This window comes from Pseudoalteromonas ulvae UL12 (assembly GCF_014925405.1).
Taxonomy (GTDB): Bacteria; Pseudomonadota; Gammaproteobacteria; order Enterobacterales; family Alteromonadaceae; genus Pseudoalteromonas; species Pseudoalteromonas ulvae.
The window spans coordinates 220,176-238,636 of record NZ_AQHJ01000029.1 but is presented as its reverse complement, the minus strand read 5'-3'; the positions used below and the strand labels follow the sequence as shown (position 1 = coordinate 238,636).

The following is an 18,461-nucleotide window of genomic DNA, read 5'->3' as shown; positions in this document are numbered from 1 at the left end:
CGATAAATTCTTTTTGTTTAAATTAACACAAATCTTAGTATAAGCTCGCAGCGAATAATCATGTCCTAAAGGAACCTGTATGTCTAACCAAGATATTACAGCGATTAAGCTGGCATTTGCATCAAACCAACTTTTTTTTGATGATGCTCAATTCCCTCGAGGATTTAGCCGAAGTGGTAACTTTACGTTATTAGAAGCGCAAATCCTAGAAAACAATGGCGTAGTATTAAAAGCGTTATATAACAACACAATCGAGCCGAAAAATGACCTGCAAACTCACTTTGTTGATGTGATGCAAGGGCTGGCTGAGGCAAGCAATATCGCCGAAAAGGCATGGTTGAAATACCTAAAACTGACAACGAGTCCAGCACGGTTTCACACTGTGTTTGGCAAATCGAAAAATACCGGCAGTGAAATCAGCTACGGTAGACAAATTGAGGAATACTAATGCGCGGTTGGATCATCTATAAAGACTCTGCCACTTTATTAAAACCAGAGTCTTATGAAATTCAACGCCTAGTTGAAGCCGCCAAAGCATCGGGCATTGAACTCGATGTGTATTCACCAGATCAATTCGATTTGACGGTCACGCGCGAAGACGACAAAAGTATCATGATCAATGGCGAGTACGTAAAGCTGCCTGATTTTGTGATGCCAAGAATGGGTGCGGGTACCACATATTTTGCCTTGGCCATTATCCGCCATTTAGAACGTTTAGGTGTTTATTGTGTGAATAACTCAGTGGCCATCGAAACCGTCAAAGATAAGTTGTACTCCCAACAAATCCTCGCCGAGAAAAACCTACCAACGCCTAAAACCATGTTGGTTAAGTTTCCGGTTAATGTTGATTTAGTTGAAACCACTTTGGGTTTTCCCGTGGTGATCAAAACCCTATCAGGCTCTCAAGGCAGTGGTGTTTTTTTATCTAAAAGTAAAAGTGAATTTCGCGACTTAATGCAACTGATTGAAGCGACCAATAAAAATGCCAATATCATCTTGCAAGAATTTATTAGTAATAGCCATGGCCGTGATTTGCGTGTATTTACCATCGGTGGACGAGTCATTGCATGTTTTGAGCGAAAAGCAGTTGATGGTGACTTCAAAGCCAATGTCAGCAATGGCGGTAGCGCCAGCCCATTTTCAATCACCCCCGAAATCGAATGGTTAGCACTGCAAACTTCTCATGCACTTGATTTAGATATTGCTGGTATCGACCTTCTTTTTGACAATGGTCATTATAAAATATGTGAAGCTAATTCTTCACCAGGCTTTGAAGGGTTAGAATCGTGCATCGATATTGATGTAGCAAAAGAAATTTTACACTTTGTACGCATTCGTTTGGGAATTTTTGACAAACCTCAAGGCAAAAAAACACCTGAAACCTCAGCTATTCCTTCTCAAAAAGATCCAAAATAACAATTTGTGTGGTGCACGCTTAACGTGCACCCTCTCCGCTTAGCATAAGAAATTCCATCAAAATTCAGCAAATTAAAAAAGCTCAGCTAAACTTTTTATTAACGACTTTTCGTTACTTATCTCGTTATTGAAAGGGTTAATAGTGCCTCATAAGTTATTAATTATTGAAGACAATCAATCCATCGCTAAAGTGCAAAAACACATAGGTGTGAAAATAGGATTTGATGTTGATGTTGCCTACTCACTGGCAGAAGCCATTACACTGATAGAACATAATAATTATTTTTGCGCTGTCGTCGACTACGTATTGCCCGATGCCCCCACAGGTGAAGCCATTCCATTTACAATTGGTGCCGATATTCCCACTATTGTCATGACCGGAAAAATTGATAGCCAAACTCGCGACACTGTACTGCGTTATCCCATCGTTGATTACATTACCAAAGAAAACCGCCAAGCTTATCATTATCTCGAAACACAACTACGTCGCTTACCTAAAAACGAACATGTACGTATATTAGTGGTCGATGATTCTGCAGCGACCCGTAACCATCTTACAAACTTACTTAATCGCCACAATTATTTAGTGGCGGTGGCAAAAGATGGCATTGAAGGGCTCGCTCAATTAGAAGCATATACAGACATCAAAGTGGTGATCACCGATAACGAAATGCCCAATATGGACGGCATCACCCTAACGTCCAAAATTAGGCAAGAATACAGTAACGAAGATCTCGCTGTGATAGGCATTTCAAGTACCAAAGATAACCAAATGTCGGCTAAATTTTTAAAAAATGGGGCCAATGATTACTTGAGTAAACCCTTTCATCCCGAAGAATTTTACTGCCGGCTCAGTCAAAATATTGAAATGCTCGATGCGATTGCAACCATCCGCCTACAAGCCAACAGCGACTATCTAACAAACCTCCCCAACCGCCGCTACTTTTTTGAATCAGTACAAGAACAGCTCACAAAAAACCTTGAACAACAGCAAGGCATCACACTTGCCATGATAGATATTGATCACTTTAAAGCAATTAATGATAACTATGGCCATGATGCAGGAGATGACGTTTTAAAAGGATTGGCTGATTTTTTCAAACAGCATTTTCCAGAAGCGTTAGTTGCAAGGTTAGGAGGAGAAGAGTTTGCGATATTCTTTGCCAATCACACTTATCAAGAAGCACAACAGCAATTAGAAATTTTTAGAAGTGAGGTCGATAAACATAGCCCTACATTTAGCCAAGACAATATACATTTTACTTTATCGGTAGGAGTGACCCATCAACTAAAAACACGTGTTGATGAAATTTTAAAAGTGGCAGATCTACATTTATATACGGCCAAAGAATCTGGCCGTAATATCGTAATTGCAGATTAACGCAACGGGTTAGTCTTTCGGTGCAGTGCGCAGTTTGGCTTTTTGTGCAAAGCGATACGAATCCCAACTGAACAATGCCAACGCCCCCCAAATGCAGGCGAATGTTATCATCCGATCGACACCAAATGTTTCACCATAAAAGCTCACTGCCAATAAAAACATTAAACTTGGGCCAATATACTGGAAAAAACCTAATGTCGTGTATTGCAAGCGTTTCGCAGCAGCGGTAAAACATAATAATGGCAATGTCGTCACAATCCCTGCACTGACTAACAATGCATTCAATTGCCACGTATTGAGAGCTAAATCCGAGGTCGGTGATTGCATGAAATAAAACCAGTAAATTAACGCCGCAGGAAGCAAAATAAGAGACTCAAGCAATAACCCTGGCAATGAATCAACCGCCAGTTTTTTGCGTAACAACCCGTACACAGCAAATGAACTCGCCAGCGAAAACGCAATAACAGGAAAAGATCCAAAACTTATCACTTGGATCACTACCCCAGAGATGGCCAATGCCACCGAAACACCTTGCCAGCGGCGTAAACGCTCACCTAAAAACAAAAAGCCCAATAATACATTCAATAATGGATTAATGTAATAACCGAGACTGGCATCGAGCATGTGATTATTGTTTACAGACCAAATAAACAACCCCCAGTTAAATCCCAGCAGGCCCGCAGTAACAACCAGCATCATCACTAATTTAGGTTGTTTCAAAACACGAACAACCGTATGCCACTTTTTAATGGTCACGACAATAACAAGTAAAAATAGAAAGGACCAAACAACGCGATGCACTAAAATTTCCATTGCAGCCACATTGTCTAGCAACTTAAAATAAATGGGGGCCAAGCCCCACATTAAAAAAGCTGCGCTCGCAAATAACATGCCCTGCTTTTGCTCTGAACTAATCGACATTCAATTACACATCCATAAAAAAGGTTCGCTATCTTAACGTAAGTTTGAAAGTTCGGGCACCATAGAACTCGAAATAATAAATTTAACTTAAACACCGTGTATCACTAAATTTACTTCGCTGTCAGTGTTATTCGACAGTAACAAAAGCACACTTGAATGGAATACCAAAAACGAATTAACCCGATCAATTCCTAACAAGGAATGCAGACAAGCGAGAAAAAAAACTCTAAAATGCCGCGATGATAACTACTCCAACGACCGAACAGTCCGCCTCTGATATCTATTCGATACTTAAACAAGTATTTGGGTACGATACCTTTCGCGCAGGACAAGACAGCGTTATAAACGCCGCAATAGCAGGCCAAGATACGCTTGTACTCATGCCTACTGGCGGAGGAAAATCGCTTTGTTATCAAATCCCTGCACTAGCCTTATCTGGGATCACTATCGTGGTCTCGCCGCTGATTTCATTAATGCAGGATCAAGTAGCGCAACTTAACGCCTTAGGTGTTGCCGCAGAATGCTTAAATCAAAGCCTTTCTCGCGAACAAAGTATGGCTATTTATCAGGATTTACATGCCGGTAAAATTAAGCTGCTGTACGTGGCACCTGAACGTATTTTGCAACATGATTTTATCGAGCGCTTGCACCACTTACCCATTAGTTTATTTGCCATTGATGAGGCCCATTGCGTCTCTCATTGGGGCCATGATTTTCGCCCCCATTATTTTCGACTTAAGCAACTAAAGCAGTATTTTCCGACAATCCCTATCATGGCGCTCACAGCAACAGCCGATACTGCCACACGCCATGACATCGTCGAACAACTCACCTTACAGCAGCCGTATATTTATACGGGAAGCTTTGATCGGCCGAATATTCGCTATACGCTTGAAGAAAAATTTAAGCCTTTATCACAGTTGATGCGCTATTTGCGCCAACAAAAAGGGCAAAGCGGGATTATTTACTGCACCAGCCGTAAGCGGGTCGATGATATTAGCGCAAAATTAGTCGAAGCCGGATTTAACGCTGCCGCCTACCATGCAGGGCTTGAAAACACCCAGCGCAGCTTTGTGCAAACTGCCTTTGCAAAAGATGATATTCAAATTGTCGTTGCCACTGTCGCATTTGGGATGGGCATTAACAAACCCAATGTTCGTTTTGTAATTCATTACGATATTCCTAAAAACATCGAGTCTTATTATCAAGAAACCGGGCGCGCAGGGCGAGATGGTTTAGCCGCCGAAGCCATAATGTATTTTGACCCGGCGGATATTCCACGGGTGAAACGGTTTTTTGAAGATATTGAAGATGAACAAAGGCGAAAAGTAGAACAACAACGCTTTAATGCAATGGCCAGCTTTGCAGAGGCGCAAACCTGCCGGCGAAAAATACTGCTGAATTACTTTTCAGAGTATCAACGAGAAGTCTGTGGAAACTGCGACATCTGCCTTAATCCACCCACACAATTTGATGGGACAGTCGTCGCACAGCAGGCGTTATCGTGTGTCTATCGCGCAGAACAAAAGTTTGGCATGGGTTATATCGTCGAGTTGTTGCGCGGAGCCAATACAGCCAGAATACGCGACAATAATCATCACGAACTCAGCACATTTGCTATTGGCAAAGAGCACAGTATTGAATTTTGGCTCAGTATTTTAAGGCAGCTGGTCCACCAAGGTTTGTTACAACAAGACATCACACTTGGGTCAATTTTACGCCTCACAGAAGCTGCTCGCCCCGTATTACGAGGTGAATACCAACTGCAATTAGCCGAACCGCGACTACAAGCAAAACACGTCTACCAAGATAAATTGGCCCAATTCAATTACGACAAAAAACTCTTTGCCAAACTTCGCGCATTACGCAAAGAATTGGCCGATGCCGATGATGTCCCTCCCTATGTGGTCTTTAACGATAAAACCTTGGCTGAAATGGCGCAAATTATGCCAACAAACGATGCTGAATTTTTGCAAGTATCCGGAGTGGGGTTCACTAAACTCACTAAATATGGCGCAGCGTTTATGAATTTAATCCGCGCCTATTTAGTGCAGTCATAACTTTCTTTTTGGGCTTGTTACTTTGCTGCAGGTAAAGAAGCAAAGTACGCTGCTAGATTATCGATATCAGCATCACTGAGTGGCTTTGCCATTGCACTCATCATGGCATCGTTACGATTTCCCGATTTGAAGTCGCGCATTTGCTTGGCTAAATATGCACTTTTTTGCCCCGCTAAATTGGGATAAATCGCCACTGAACTGACACCATTAACTCCATGACACGCGACACACATTGCAGATTTTGCTTTACCTTGTTCAATGTCACCTGCAGAAACAGCACTACAGCACATAGCTAACCCCACAAATAAAAACTTTTTCATAATCATAACTTCTCTTATTTTTTAATTAGTTAAGATGATTTTAACGATTATTACCAACTTGATTTTGCGTTAGCGCAATAAAAGTGCTTTTTTAGCAACCGATTTATTCAGACCTTTCGTACTGCAAGGTAAATAAATCGTTTATCATAGCGAAAATCAACTGACTAAGTGCCCAGATGAAATTTAACAATACTTATATCAAACTCGCGCCAATTTTTTACCAACATGTACTGCCTACTCCGGTAGCCAAGCCGAAATTGCTGCTTTGGAATGATTCTTTAGCAAAGCAGTTACTGATACCAAGCACTTTGACTCAAGATAGCGCACTATTAGCGCAGTATTTTTCAGGAAATCAGTTGCCACCCGGCGCAGAATCCATCGCATTAACTTACAGTGGTCATCAATTTGGCCACTTTAACCCCCAACTCGGTGATGGCCGCGCGCATTTAATTGGTGAGATCAGCGATGAAAACGCTCAACAGCGAGATATTCAACTCAAAGGTTCGGGCCCGACTCCCTTTTCTCGCCAAGGTGATGGTCGCTGTGCCATTGGCCCTGCTGTACGTGAATACATCATGAGCGAAGCTATGTTTGCCTTAGGTGTGCCGACATCTCGCTGCTTAGCCGTTGTAGCCAGCGGAGAGCCTGTGTATCGAGGCGATGCAAAACCCGGTGCAATTGTTACCCGTGTAGCGGCCAGCCATATTCGCGTCGGCACGTTTCAGTATTTTGCCAGCCAAGGTAATCTTGAAGCACTTGATGAACTGACCCAATATGCCATTGCCCGCCATTATCCAACGATCAAATCCAGCGGCGCTGAGCGTGTTATTACGTTTCTTGAGCAAGTTATCGCCAAGCAAATTACACTCATCACAGCCTGGCTGCGAGTGGGTTTTATTCATGGTGTGATGAATACCGATAACACCGCAATTAGTGGTGAAACCATAGATTTTGGCCCTTGCGCTATGATGGGAGTTTATCATCCAGGCACTGTGTTTAGCTCGATAGATCGCAAAGGCCGTTATGCATTTGCAAATCAAGCCCCAATCGCACAGTGGAATATGGCTAGGCTTGCAGAAGCTTTATTGCCTTTAATTGATTCAGACCAAGATGCGGCAGTAGCTAAAGTTGAGCCTTTAATTATTGCTATGAGCGCACAATTTCAACAAGCGTTTAATACTATGATGGCTGCAAAGCTTGGCTTTGAGCATACCTCAGATGAAGTCGATGCCTTAAGTACTGAATTACTCGATTTGATGCAGACACATCAATTAGACTACACGCTGACGTTTTATCATTTGGGCTTAATTATAAACAGCCAAGCCACCGTGGCACTTGTCGCACCGCTCAATGACTGGGTCGCCAAATGGCAATCTGCTTTAGCAAACGTCTCAATCTCACCCTGCAACGCTTATGAGCTCATGCAACAGAATAATCCAGTGGTGATCCCTCGCAATCACCATGTTGAAGCTGTACTGGCACAATATGAGCAAGGTGCACAGAGTGACATTGAGAGATTTTTATCTGTGCTTGCACATCCTTATCAGCACACACAACACACTGAGCAATACCAAGATCCAGCTGCAGATGGCGACCAACACTATCGCACCTTCTGTGGCACTTAACTTATTTATCAATCTATTTTAGAGATGACTCATGACCTCAATAATCTACGATGAACAGCATCAAGTACTGATCATTACCCCCGAAACCATGCCTGAAGATCATGATTTTGAGCTCTGGGCGAGTATTTTTTTACATCATACGGAAATTAGCGTTCAAGAATTTGAGCAAGGAGCTGATCGCCATCTGCAGCGTTTTCGCTTTAAAGAAGAGCATTTCAACCTCAACTTTGAGCATTACAGCGCCAGTGTCTGGATTTCTGGTGAAGGGGCTTTTGCTGAAGAATTACTCGGAGATCTACGAAGTATCATTGCCTAACAGAAGATTATTTTCTCTGCTGAAGGCCTTAAAAACAGTGCCATGAAGCTGCTTTTGCTCACCTTTATAGTGAAATAATTAAGCAGCCAATCAGGAGTTGATATAGACTAAAAATACAGCGAATGTGTTTGGTGATTAATGAAAACTCTTTTTATTTCAATTAGTACTGTTATTTTTGCAAGCTTCGCCGGACACCTTGTTTCGGCTGAAGAGCTTCGCGCTGAAAGCACGAATGTGTTTGCATCAGAGCAAAGCTGCCAATGGCAAACACGCCCTGATCAGTACTCTGAATTTGAAATGCGTTATCAGATGGATCAACTGGATCCTTTACCAACTCCACAACCCGGCATGACAGTCGCTAACATTCGATTTAAACGTTTGAATATTTTTAATGCTGACAATCCAGATGAAAATAATGCCCTGTTTAACTTTGCAAATAAAATCCATTTAATCACTGATGAAAGTGTCATCAATAATATCTTACTGTTCCAATCTGGTGATCCATACGATCCTAAATTGATCTTAGAGTCTGAGCGCATGCTCAGAAATCAACGCTATCTTTACGATGCTCGTATTAAAGTAGAGCAAACATGCGCAGATCAAGTGGATGTCACTGTTATCACTCGGGAATTATGGACCTTAATGCCCGAAGTTGACTTTAGCCGTACCGGTGGTCAAAACAGTTCAAGTTTAGGGATCAGAGATACCAATCTGTTAGGATGGGGAAAACGCTTATCCATGACTTATAATTCAGATGAAGAGCGTAGCGGGTACAATTTTATTTATGAAGACCCTAATATTTGGGGCAGTCGCTACCAAGGTCGGCTCGAGTATGGTGATAACGACGATGGTGAGCGCCATTACGTCGATTTATCTTTGCCTTTTTACTCTGTCAGCACTCCTTACAGCTATGGTATGCTGAGTTATGCCAATAACCGCACTGAGTCTTTATATCGCGATGGATTAGTGGTGTCTCAGTACCAACAACATTCAAAAATCAATTCAGCCTATTTTGCGACATCCTCTCAATCTGAACAATGGATCCGCAGACTCAGCTTTGGTATTCAAGTCGAAGATCATCAATTTTCGGATATTCCAGCGACAAATATCACCCGAGCACAAGACCGGAAATTAGCGTTCCCTTGGATGTCTGCGCACTGGCTGGAAGACAACTACATCAAAGTTAATAATTTTGATTCAATCCATCGTACTGAAGATCTAAATTTAGGCTGGAACCTTCTGACGAGACTCGGTTATTCACCCGAGCAGATCAGTGATGATGATGCCCGAATAGTGTATGAAGCTTCATTAAAAAAAGCCCTTTTTCAAAATAGTCAGACCCTTTGGCGCTTCAATGCTAGCCTGCGTGGCTACTGGAATGTTGAAGATAATGAAGTAGAAAATGCTGTCTTATCCGGCGCGGTACAATGGCATCACAATACAGATTTAACTCAATCTTGGTATTCGCTGATCCGTATTAATTTAGGAGATAACTTAACCGCTGATCAGCAGATCACCTTAGGAGGCGAAACTGGCCTGCGCGGTTACCCGCTCAACTACCAATCTGGTAATAGAAGCGTGTTACTGAGTGTTGAAAAACGCTATTACTGGGAATATCACTTACTGCAACTATTTAAAGTGGGCGCGGCTGCATTCTATGACATTGGTCATGCCTGGTATCAAACACGGACAACACCTGAGTTACTTGGAAATCAAGACATCTTACACAATGTCGGCATTGGGCTTAGACTTGCTCCTAGTCGCGCCAATGCCCGAACGGTCATCCACCTTGATTTAGCAATGCCTATCAATCCACCAGATGAAATTGACTCTGTGCAATGGCTAATGACCGTTAAAAATTCATTCTAACTAGGGGTTGTTGATCTTCACCCATTGGCTAGCCAACAAAGAGCAACATGCTAGCATCGCACCAGCGTAAAAAACTAGACTGGCATTAATCAGCCAAATCATTCCAAATACCGCAGGGATGATCACTGCCGCGATATGATTGATGGTGAAGCTCACGCCAGCACTTGATGCGATATCTTTCGGATCAGCTATTTTCTGAAAATACGTTTTGAGCGCAATCGCCATCGCAAAAAATAAATGATCAACCACGTATAAAAAAGCAGCCCATTCGGCTTGCTCTACCACACCATAACCAACAAATACACAAATAAGGCCAATGTATTCTAAAGTTAGCGCTTTTCGCTCACCAATGACCTGAATAAGTTTGCCTATTTGTGGCGCAGCAAAAATATTGATGAGGTGATTTAGCATATATAACGCACTGATTTGCGCCACGCTATAACCAAATTTCTCGACCATCAAGAAACCGGCAAAAACCACAAAAATTTGTCGGCGCGCCCCTGATAAAAACGTCAATAAATAATAAAGACTGTACTTTTTTCGTAAAACTAAATGCTTATGCTGCACATGCTCAGCCTTAAAAGCCGGCATGCTAACCCATAAAAATATCGTTAGGAGCAATCCTATCCCACCACAAATGGCATACATAGTAAGATATTGCGCAGAAAAAATATGAAAACCAAGCCAGACAAAACCATAACTCAATAAAGAAATTATCGACGTTAACGACAATAATCGACCGAGTAACTGGGGAGCCTGATCTTTTTTAAACCACTGTAAAGCCAAGGATTGATTAACTGTTTCAAAATAATGATAACCAATCGACATCAGCACTGTGGTGGCATATAAGCCGTAAATAGTAGGAAACAGCCCTGTAATTGATACGCTTACAGCTAAAAGTGCTAACGAAACGACTGCCAAAGTCTGTTCTTTAATCATTAATAAAATAAAGACTGCGGTAAAGGCTAAAAAGCCTGGCACTTCGCGAAGTGACTGTAGGATACCAATTTCTGCACCACCAAACTGAGCTCGTTCAATGGCAAAGTTATTCAACATAGCCATCCATGCACTGAACGTGATGGCGATAACAGCACTGGCTACCCCTAAAAACACAAAGGGGGTTTGCCATTTTTTTAATTGTTCCATGATATTTGAGCTCATTCACTATGATTTTCTGCAGTATATTGCTAAGTTTCACTGTCTGATATCATCAATAAAGACAAAATACATGGATAATCAGCCAAGTTCTCACCTTAAAAAACGTCAACATACCCATTATCCGAATAGGTTACCTCATGCCGTTATGCCACTTTGTGGTGACTTTACCCCTTTAACGCAAGTCATTAAACATGCTCACCCTTGGTCCCAACTAGCCTACTCAAGCCGAGGCGTTTTACACATTGAAACCGAGCAAGGCTTATTTGTCGTACCACCACAACAAGCTTTATGGTTACCACCCAATGTTACCCATCAAATATCTTGTCTGCATCCAACCCGTCTTCGCAGCTTACATTTTCAGGCACCGATTACCACTTCTCTTGGCGCTGATATTTTAACTTTAAGTGTCAGCCCTTTACTGCAAGCTTTGATTTTAGAAGTATGCGATTGGGGCAAGGGCTATCAACTCAGCGATGATAAACAACGCCTTATTGATGTATTAGTGGATCAATTGGCGGCGGCGAAAAGACAAGACTTTTTTATTCCCAACATAAGTGATAAACGGCTACAACCCATTATCAACCACTTTAATCACCAACCAGACAGCAAACAGACGTTACAAGACTTTGCCAAGCAAGTTGGCGCCTCGACACGAACATTACATCGTTTGTTTGTACGACATTTTGCTATGGGGTTTAATCAGTGGAAACAAAGGATCAGAATAATGAAGGCGCTTGCACTATTAGAACAGGATTTACCGATTAAAGACATTGCAGCCACGTTAGGTTATGACAGCGATAGCTCTTTTATCGCAGCCTTTAAACAACAAATGGGGCAACCACCAAAACAATATCGCCAGCATAATTAATTCAAGCCCTCAAAATGAGAGCATCAACCTCACTCGGCTGTTATGATCCATCCTGTCGATTGAGTTTTAGATATGAGCGTAAATGCCTGCGCACTGTTTGATCTAAATGAGAGAACTCAACTTCAAGTGCACTGCGCTGAGATGATTTTCGATGCCCTTTTATGTGTATAAAATTCAGTGTCATCCCCGTAGTTTCGAGCCTGAAATCAGCACTTGCCAATATTTTCCGATAAAGTTCAGCCAGCTTTAATGGAACGCCTCTACGATTGCAAAATTGACGTGCTTGAAGTCGCTCGCGACGCTCTGGCAATTGACATAACGTTTGGCAATCACTGACCACTGCGAGCCCTCCCCGATAATCAACAACATCAGAGAGAGCCCACAAAGCCGCGCGCAGCTCTAGATCAGTTGAACTGGTTTGTTCAAATACTTGGGTCTTAATGAGAGGTTGTTGTATGGCCAAATCGTTATTCTTTGAGCTCACAATGATACTAAAACCAGCCACACCTATTTTACTTTTAGGATCGACACTCGCGTCAATCAGTAACAGTGCATCGTATCCATATAACTGAGGTAAATCACCCGCTTGTTGCGTCACTAAAAAAGCGTTTCTTCGTCGCGAAGTGTGAGGACTTCATACCCAAGCTCTGTCACTAAAATAGTATGCTCCCATTGAGCCGACAGTTTTTTATCTGCGGTGATCACCGTCCAGCCATCAGCTAAATTTTTTACTTTGGCTTTGCCTTCGTTGATCATTGGCTCGATAGTAAAGGTCATGCCGGGTTCGAGGATCATTCCGGTATTCATTCGTCCATAATGCAGCACTTGCGGTGCTTCGTGCATTTGCTCGCCAATGCCATGACCACAATATTCTTTAACCACAGTGTAACCATGTTGATGAGCAAAACTGGCTATTGCATAACCAACATCCCCTAATCGGGCTCCCGGTTTGACCGCTTTGATCCCTTGCCACATCGCCTGATAAGTCACATCACACAAGCGCTGTGCAGGTGGCTGACAGCTGCCGATTAAATACATTTTGCTTGAATCTGCGATATAGCCATTTTTTTCTAAAGTGATATCGACATTAATAATATTACTCTCTTCTAAAATCTGATTTTCACTTGGAATACCGTGGCAAATGACTTCATTAACAGATGTATTGAGCGAGTATTGATAACCATATTGCCCTTTACTCGCCGGTCGAGCATTGAGCTCTTCAACAATGTAACGCTCGACAAAATCATTAATGGCCATGGTCGACACGCCCGCATTAACAAACGAATCAAGCTCCTTAAAAACCTGCGCTAATAACTTTCCTGCATGGCGCATCAACTCTATTTGCGCAGCATCTTTAATAATGACGTCACTCATAGGTTGCTCTTTTCATGATGTGATAAAGAATGTAAATCGACCTTGGCAAGCTCTTGCTGAATTAGCTCATTAAAGGTGAGGTGCGGATTGAGCTCGGCTAACATGCCCATTTTGGCCCAAAATTCTGCTTGTGCGTTAATCGAACGCGCCATCACAGTACTGGCTTTTCTAATTTCTTGATGGAGTTGGTCGGAAACTTTAATGATACCCATAAATACGCTTTATATATAAAACACACGCAAAGTATATACGCATTAAAACTAAACACAAAAAAAGCGGCTTTAATAAGCCGCTTTTACCCTCTTCACTTAAGAAATTTAGCGATTCATGATGGTATGATCTTTCACATAAAGGTCTGATTTATCAGCTTTACGCCAAGTATGAAGTAAGTACTCTTCCAAGCCTTCAGCTTCATTGTCAGTGGTCGTTGTAAGCGTAATGGTAAAGCCAGCGGTACCCTTTACAACCTGTACAGCTGCAACTGCTGATGCATCAACATTTGTTTGCTTTGCTTGGTCATCCCACGTTTCGATATCAACCAGTGTCGAGTAATCAACACCTTTCACTGTGTGTCTGTCGACAAACTCAAAGTAGAAAGTACCCGAGCAGCTCGCTTCTTTTTCAAAACCAGCGTAGTACTCCATTTGTCCACCTTCTTTGGTGTATGAACGGCCTTCATCAACTGATAGCGCAGTAATAAACTTCATCGCTGGCACTTCATCTTCTGATGAGCAGCTATCTCCACTGCCTGTGCCTGGATTACCAGAGCCTGGGTTACCTGCATCAGGATCACCTGTACCTGGGTTATCATCCGCATCGGTATCCGCATTGTTTTCAATCGAGTGATCTTTGTATTTCACATCTGATTGATCCGATTTGCTCCATACTGACAAGGTAAATACTTCGTTTTGCTCTTTTTGAGTATCCGCTAAGGTCTTCACACGTACAATAAAGCCTTCATCACCTTCTTTGACTGCATACGTAGCAGAACCAGAAGCGACACTGACATTATCCAGCCACTGCGAATCACTTAAAGAAGAGACAGAAACACGCTCAGAATAATCAATGCCTTGAGTGGTCTCAATATCATTCAGATTAAATTGATAGTTGCCATTACATTGAGCTGGACCATTAAATCCAACCTCAAACTGCATTTCTCCACCTTCATAAGTGAATGCTTTTGAATCTTGAGTGTATTCACCATTAAAGATTGATAAAGCCGTAATAAAGGAAACTCGTGGCATGTCACACACAGTCCCACCGCCGTTATTACCACCACCATTACCGCCACCAGCTGGCTTATCAACGATAGTTAATAATGCGGTTTTAGTTACATCTGGTGCATGACTAAATGCAACAGCTAAACGGAAGTTTTCATCACCTTCATTATCAGCATCAGTGATACTCGCCACTTTAATCAGGGCTGAAGTCACGCCTTTAGGAACAGTCACAGAACCAGCTTTTGCATCCATATTTGACTGCCAAGTTTGACCATCGTCAAAAGAAACAGATACTTTTGATGAAAAATCAACATCGATATCCGCAGTATTTGACGCTAAATCAATCGTTAATACAGCTTCTTCTTCACCAGTCAATGTGACCTTAGCAATCAGTGCATCACCTTCAACTTGACGATCAGCGATTGCTTCGATTGCCAAGATGGATGGCATCGTTGGCTCAACAGGATCGACAACATCCGTATCACATGTCTGTCCGGCATAATCACGCAGTGCTAAATCATTAATTGCATAATCAACGGTTGCAATCACTACTGGCTGATCTTGTAACTGATTTGGATTAACTTTAAAAATGGTTGTTTGCGATGTTGCTGCATTAATTTTAGAAATTAATAAATGGCCATCGGCACCCACTTCAGCACCCGTTGCACCATCAACGCCATGCTTGCCAATCACAGTGGCTTTTTTGTTTTCTAAATCAGCAAGAACTAAATGCTGCTTAGTAACAATGTGTAAGTCATCATTAATAAAGACTAAATCACCCATGCCGAATGTAATTGACTCGTCATTCGCAGCAAGTTGGATCGTACTGATCACAGCGCCGTTTGTAGGATTGATTTCAACTATATTGCGACCACTTGAGGCAAATAAGCGCGTGCTGTCTGGACTAAATACTAAACGATATCCACCACCGATCGTTGCCAACTCAACATCAGCACCAGTTTGCATATCAACATAAGCCACTTTAGGTGCAAGTGAGCCATTGGTTTTAGTGATGTAATAAAGACGATCATTAATAGCATCATACGCTACAGCATCTGATTTATGGTTGGGTGCATCAAAATCAAATGGTTGATTTACAATACCTTTCTCCAAATCAACGTAAACCATTGGTTTACCATCACGTCCGCTAACACCATACAGCCCGTTGCATGCTAGAGGTTTAGTTGTACCGCCGCCAGTATCACCACCGCCAGTGTCACCACCGCCTGTATCACCGCCGCCTGTATCACCGCCGCCTGTATCACCGCCGCCTGTATCACCGCCGCCTGTGTCACCGCCGCCTGTATCACCGCCGCCAGTATCACCGTCGTCCGAGTCATCATCGTCGTCTGAATCATCGTCATCATCTAACGATAAATCACCGCTAAACACACCGCCTTTAAGCGTTAGCTGTGCACCTGGGCCACCTTGCGCCACTAAACTATTGGCAATGATTGCCATATAGGCATTACCTGAAGATGACTCGATATCTGCATTTGGCGCTAAAACAACTCCTAAAATGTCGATAAAACTAGTGATGTTCAACGTTGTTGCTTCAGCAAAATTGAAAACGGTTTTTGCTGAATGAAAACCATGCAAACCACCACTCAACTGTGGGTGCTCACCTTTAAAATTGACCACAACTGTAGTGTCTTGATCAACACCTTCAAGATAAATAGAGCGGATATTTGCAAGATCAAACGGCTTTCCTGATTCATCTTGACCATTGATGGTAAAAACTTGAATATCATCATCCGTTTTTGAAGCTGTTAACACTAACTCAGCACTGGATTTTAAAGTCACTGTGCCTGTGCTGTCTTTTTTGTTTAACTCTAGGCTTAATTCTGTCGCATCTTCTTTGGCATCGTCAAAATCAAATGGCAGATCATCTGCAGAAACGTTCTCAAATTTCTGTTTTGTACCACCTAGCACATAGTTTTTTGCCAAATCGACCGTCTTACCCGCATAAATATTACCGAATACCGAACTTTCGCCAAAAACAACATTATTACCCGCAACAAGTGCTTCAGTTGTAGTCACTTTTCCTGAAGATAATGAGTACCCGCCATTACTTTGTGCTACACCATAACGATTATTAAAGCTCGGATTATCATAATCTATATAGATATTATTACCTGCTGCAATGGCGCCATTTCCAGAACCAGAGCGAGCAATAAAATCTTGCCACACCATGACTGAATAGCCATTTGATAAAAGCCCAATGTCAGCGCTGTCACTTGCGGTAGCATGCATGCTGCCTGTAGCAGCTGCAACAGCTCCCGCTATTAATGCTAATTTATGTTTAAACATAATTTCCCTCGTAGAATAGGAGCGCAATTTTACAGAATTGAATAATTTTAATCCAATTTTTTTACACAGATTGCGTTAAAGGCATTAACGTAATCTGTGACACTATTTAGTGTAATGAGATAGGGACTTTAAAAGTATTACCCGATATTACTGCGCGCTAAAGACTCTTTTAATCAAAGCGTTGATGTGGCGATAACTCCCAATACTCCCAACTTTCAAGCTGATGCTTTTTGGCCAATTCAATGGCTTGCTGATGATGAGTTTTCGCGAGATCTATTTGCGATAATGCTTGATAACTTAAACTTAATTGGTAATGCCATTTAGGGTGTGCTTTTCCTATTTTTTCTGCGCTCAAGAGTAAATCTCGCGCTTGTTCTGGTTGCTGTTTTTTATTAAACCCTAAAGCAAAATTGATCAGCACCTCTAAATATGAATCTGGGTAATGAGTGTTTACCCACGTAAGGGCTGTTGGGATCTGTGCACTTTGCTTTGATGCAAAAAAATACTTACTCAAGGTGTAACTTTGTAACCAACCAAAGTGAAATCCACTCCACAGCTTTGACCTATTCGCAAATTCATCAAGCACTGCTTGATAATCTTTTAACGCCATCATCTGGTCTAAATCGATAAAGTAATTAGGCATTAAAAAAACCAAACCATCATACAAAGCTGGCAAAGCGGTACTGTAATGCGTTTCATCGGGGTACTGTTTAAACTGCCAACGAGCCGTTTTGGCAGCTTTGTTTTTGAATACATCAACCACGGGTTTTATTCCCATGCCTTTTTCATTTGCCAAAGAGATAAATAACGGCCCTTGCCCCACTCCTTTTTCACTTAAATAAGTGCTTAGGGTTGATTTAAACCCATATTCGTCAAACCATAGGCTCGGACTAAACGCGAGAAAAGCATTAAATAGCGGCTCAGGTGCTATGTATTGCTGCATCACAAACAATCCACCTAACGAGTACCCTGCTAACGCCCTTTGGCTACCGATCCGATATTGTTGTTCGATTAACGGTATCAACTCTTCTTTTAAGTAACGTTCAAATAACACAACGCCACCAAAGTCATTGCCTTCAGATTCACTTGTCCAAGTATTACTTTTTAGATAATCCGCATTACCCTGATTTGCCACACCAATCACAATCATGGGCGCTATTTTTCCTATGCGAGCTAAATTATGCACCGTGGCTGAAACATGCTGAAATTGAAAATCGCCATCAATAACAAACAACACCGGATAATCACGCTGATTAAGCGAGTACTGCTCTGGCAATGCCACCATAAATCGACGCTCTTCTTTGAAAAGTGCAGATTGATGAGTGATCATTTCCCCCGTCACAATCGGAGTCTGTGTCAGAGTGTTTGCCGTACAAAATGCACAAAATAAACAACCTAAAGTGAATATAAATAAACGCATTGCCATTCCTTTTCAATCAAAGCCCGTTCACTGTAGCATAAGATCTTATCCAACTAGTTAATAGCCCTACTAACGAATTGATTTAATTTATATAAAAATTACAAAACTCTCCAGCCGGAGAGTTTCAAGGCAAGGCAAATTTACACATCAACAACGCATCTAGACCCGTTAAATTCATGGGAGTGATCGCTAAACAGTGCCTC

General features: G+C 42.0%; 16 protein-coding genes. 8 read left to right on the top strand and 8 right to left on the bottom strand.

Annotated features, from left to right (window positions below):
- The first annotated feature begins 79 nt into the window (after positions 1-79).
- From maoP to PULV_RS13500, 3 genes are all read left to right on the top strand, one after another.
- Positions 80-448 (top strand): DUF413 domain-containing protein, encoded by a 369-nt coding sequence (gene maoP / locus PULV_RS13510; protein ID WP_193331989.1) that lies wholly within the window; start codon positions 80-82, stop codon positions 446-448.
- Entirely contained in the window at positions 448-1,416 is a 969-nt protein-coding gene (locus PULV_RS13505; RefSeq protein WP_193331988.1) for an ATP-grasp domain-containing protein, read from the top strand. The genes maoP and PULV_RS13505 overlap by 1 nt, the downstream gene beginning before the upstream one ends.
- Before the next feature lie 142 nt (positions 1,417-1,558).
- Positions 1,559-2,797 carry a diguanylate cyclase domain-containing protein gene (locus tag PULV_RS13500; RefSeq protein ID WP_193331987.1) on the top strand — a complete coding sequence of 413 codons (1,239 nt, stop codon included), beginning with the start codon at positions 1,559-1,561 and terminating at the stop codon, positions 2,795-2,797.
- 9 nt (positions 2,798-2,806) lie between these two features.
- Here PULV_RS13500 and rarD read toward each other — a convergent pair whose 3' ends face one another.
- The gene (rarD, locus tag PULV_RS13495; protein WP_193331986.1) at positions 2,807-3,718 is read right to left on the bottom strand and encodes an EamA family transporter RarD; all 912 of its coding nucleotides are present in this window, start codon (positions 3,716-3,718) and stop codon (positions 2,807-2,809) included.
- A gap of 239 nt (positions 3,719-3,957) precedes the next feature.
- Between rarD and recQ the strand changes: the two genes are divergently transcribed.
- Positions 3,958-5,778 carry a DNA helicase RecQ gene (gene recQ / locus PULV_RS13490; protein WP_193331985.1) on the top strand — a complete coding sequence of 607 codons (1,821 nt, stop codon included), beginning with the start codon at positions 3,958-3,960 and terminating at the stop codon, positions 5,776-5,778.
- A 17-nt stretch (positions 5,779-5,795) separates the two neighbouring features.
- On the opposite strand, the gene PULV_RS13485 is transcribed toward recQ, so the two are convergent.
- Positions 5,796-6,098 carry a c-type cytochrome gene (locus tag PULV_RS13485; RefSeq protein WP_086744884.1) on the bottom strand — a complete coding sequence of 101 codons (303 nt, stop codon included), beginning with the start codon at positions 6,096-6,098 and terminating at the stop codon, positions 5,796-5,798.
- A 176-nt stretch (positions 6,099-6,274) separates the two neighbouring features.
- Between PULV_RS13485 and PULV_RS13480 the strand changes: the two genes are divergently transcribed.
- The 3 genes from PULV_RS13480 to PULV_RS13470 all read left to right on the top strand — a co-directional run bounded on the left by PULV_RS13480 (position 6,275) and on the right by PULV_RS13470 (position 9,908).
- Positions 6,275-7,723: a protein adenylyltransferase SelO gene (locus PULV_RS13480; RefSeq protein ID WP_193331984.1), complete on the top strand. Its 1,449-nt coding sequence runs from the start codon at positions 6,275-6,277 to the stop codon at positions 7,721-7,723.
- A gap of 31 nt (positions 7,724-7,754) precedes the next feature.
- Complete coding sequence (locus PULV_RS13475; protein ID WP_086744692.1) at positions 7,755-8,039, top strand: DUF3630 family protein; 285 nt, start codon at positions 7,755-7,757, stop codon at positions 8,037-8,039.
- Positions 8,040-8,177: 138 nt separating this feature from the next.
- The gene (locus PULV_RS13470; RefSeq protein ID WP_193331983.1) at positions 8,178-9,908 is read left to right on the top strand and encodes a BamA/TamA family outer membrane protein; all 1,731 of its coding nucleotides are present in this window, start codon (positions 8,178-8,180) and stop codon (positions 9,906-9,908) included.
- On the opposite strand, the gene PULV_RS13465 is transcribed toward PULV_RS13470, so the two are convergent.
- Positions 9,909-11,054 (bottom strand): MFS transporter, encoded by a 1,146-nt coding sequence (locus PULV_RS13465; RefSeq protein WP_193331982.1) that lies wholly within the window; start codon positions 11,052-11,054, stop codon positions 9,909-9,911.
- A gap of 82 nt (positions 11,055-11,136) precedes the next feature.
- Between PULV_RS13465 and PULV_RS13460 the strand changes: the two genes are divergently transcribed.
- A complete protein-coding gene (locus PULV_RS13460) occupies positions 11,137-11,934 on the top strand; it encodes an AraC family transcriptional regulator (protein ID WP_193331981.1) in 798 nt (265 codons plus the stop codon).
- A gap of 40 nt (positions 11,935-11,974) precedes the next feature.
- Here the strand turns inward: PULV_RS13460 and PULV_RS13455 are convergent, their stop codons facing one another.
- From PULV_RS13455 to PULV_RS13435, 5 genes are all read right to left on the bottom strand, one after another.
- Positions 11,975-12,532, bottom strand: coding sequence for a ribonuclease H family protein (locus PULV_RS13455; RefSeq protein WP_086744696.1), 558 nt, complete (start codon positions 12,530-12,532; stop codon positions 11,975-11,977).
- Positions 12,532-13,308 (bottom strand): type I methionyl aminopeptidase, encoded by a 777-nt coding sequence (gene map / locus PULV_RS13450; RefSeq protein ID WP_193331980.1) that lies wholly within the window; start codon positions 13,306-13,308, stop codon positions 12,532-12,534. The genes PULV_RS13455 and map overlap by 1 nt, the downstream gene beginning before the upstream one ends.
- Positions 13,305-13,520, bottom strand: a complete 216-nt coding sequence (locus PULV_RS13445; RefSeq protein WP_086744698.1) for a ParD-like family protein — start codon at positions 13,518-13,520, stop codon at positions 13,305-13,307. Before PULV_RS13445 ends, map begins: the two co-directional genes overlap by 4 nt.
- A 105-nt stretch (positions 13,521-13,625) precedes the next feature.
- Complete coding sequence (locus PULV_RS13440; RefSeq protein WP_193331979.1) at positions 13,626-16,838, bottom strand: choice-of-anchor A family protein; 3,213 nt, start codon at positions 16,836-16,838, stop codon at positions 13,626-13,628.
- 169 nt (positions 16,839-17,007) lie between these two features.
- On the bottom strand, positions 17,008-18,258 hold the full coding sequence (locus PULV_RS13435) for an alpha/beta hydrolase (RefSeq protein WP_086744700.1): 1,251 nt from the start codon (positions 18,256-18,258) through the stop codon (positions 17,008-17,010).
- Positions 18,259-18,461: the final 203 nt, after the last annotated feature.

What these genes read in the sequence shown, in the direction of transcription:
- maoP (WP_193331989.1), top strand. Translation starts at nt 80, where the DNA reads ATGTCTAACCAAGATATTACAGCGATTAAGCTGGCATTTGCATCAAAC.
- PULV_RS13505 (WP_193331988.1), top strand. Translation starts at nt 448, where the DNA reads ATGCGCGGTTGGATCATCTATAAAGACTCTGCCACTTTATTAAAACCA.
- rarD (WP_193331986.1), bottom strand. Translation starts at nt 3,718, where the DNA reads ATGTCGATTAGTTCAGAGCAAAAGCAGGGCATGTTATTTGCGAGCGCA.
- recQ (WP_193331985.1), top strand. Translation starts at nt 3,958, where the DNA reads ATGATAACTACTCCAACGACCGAACAGTCCGCCTCTGATATCTATTCG.
- PULV_RS13485 (WP_086744884.1), bottom strand. Translation starts at nt 6,098, where the DNA reads ATGAAAAAGTTTTTATTTGTGGGGTTAGCTATGTGCTGTAGTGCTGTT.
- PULV_RS13480 (WP_193331984.1), top strand. Translation starts at nt 6,275, where the DNA reads ATGAAATTTAACAATACTTATATCAAACTCGCGCCAATTTTTTACCAA.
- PULV_RS13475 (WP_086744692.1), top strand. Translation starts at nt 7,755, where the DNA reads ATGACCTCAATAATCTACGATGAACAGCATCAAGTACTGATCATTACC.
- PULV_RS13470 (WP_193331983.1), top strand. Translation starts at nt 8,178, where the DNA reads ATGAAAACTCTTTTTATTTCAATTAGTACTGTTATTTTTGCAAGCTTC.
- PULV_RS13465 (WP_193331982.1), bottom strand. Translation starts at nt 11,054, where the DNA reads ATGGAACAATTAAAAAAATGGCAAACCCCCTTTGTGTTTTTAGGGGTA.
- PULV_RS13460 (WP_193331981.1), top strand. Translation starts at nt 11,137, where the DNA reads ATGGATAATCAGCCAAGTTCTCACCTTAAAAAACGTCAACATACCCAT.
- map (WP_193331980.1), bottom strand. Translation starts at nt 13,308, where the DNA reads ATGAGTGACGTCATTATTAAAGATGCTGCGCAAATAGAGTTGATGCGC.
- PULV_RS13445 (WP_086744698.1), bottom strand. Translation starts at nt 13,520, where the DNA reads ATGGGTATCATTAAAGTTTCCGACCAACTCCATCAAGAAATTAGAAAA.
- PULV_RS13440 (WP_193331979.1), bottom strand. Translation starts at nt 16,838, where the DNA reads ATGTTTAAACATAAATTAGCATTAATAGCGGGAGCTGTTGCAGCTGCT.
- PULV_RS13435 (WP_086744700.1), bottom strand. Translation starts at nt 18,258, where the DNA reads ATGCGTTTATTTATATTCACTTTAGGTTGTTTATTTTGTGCATTTTGT.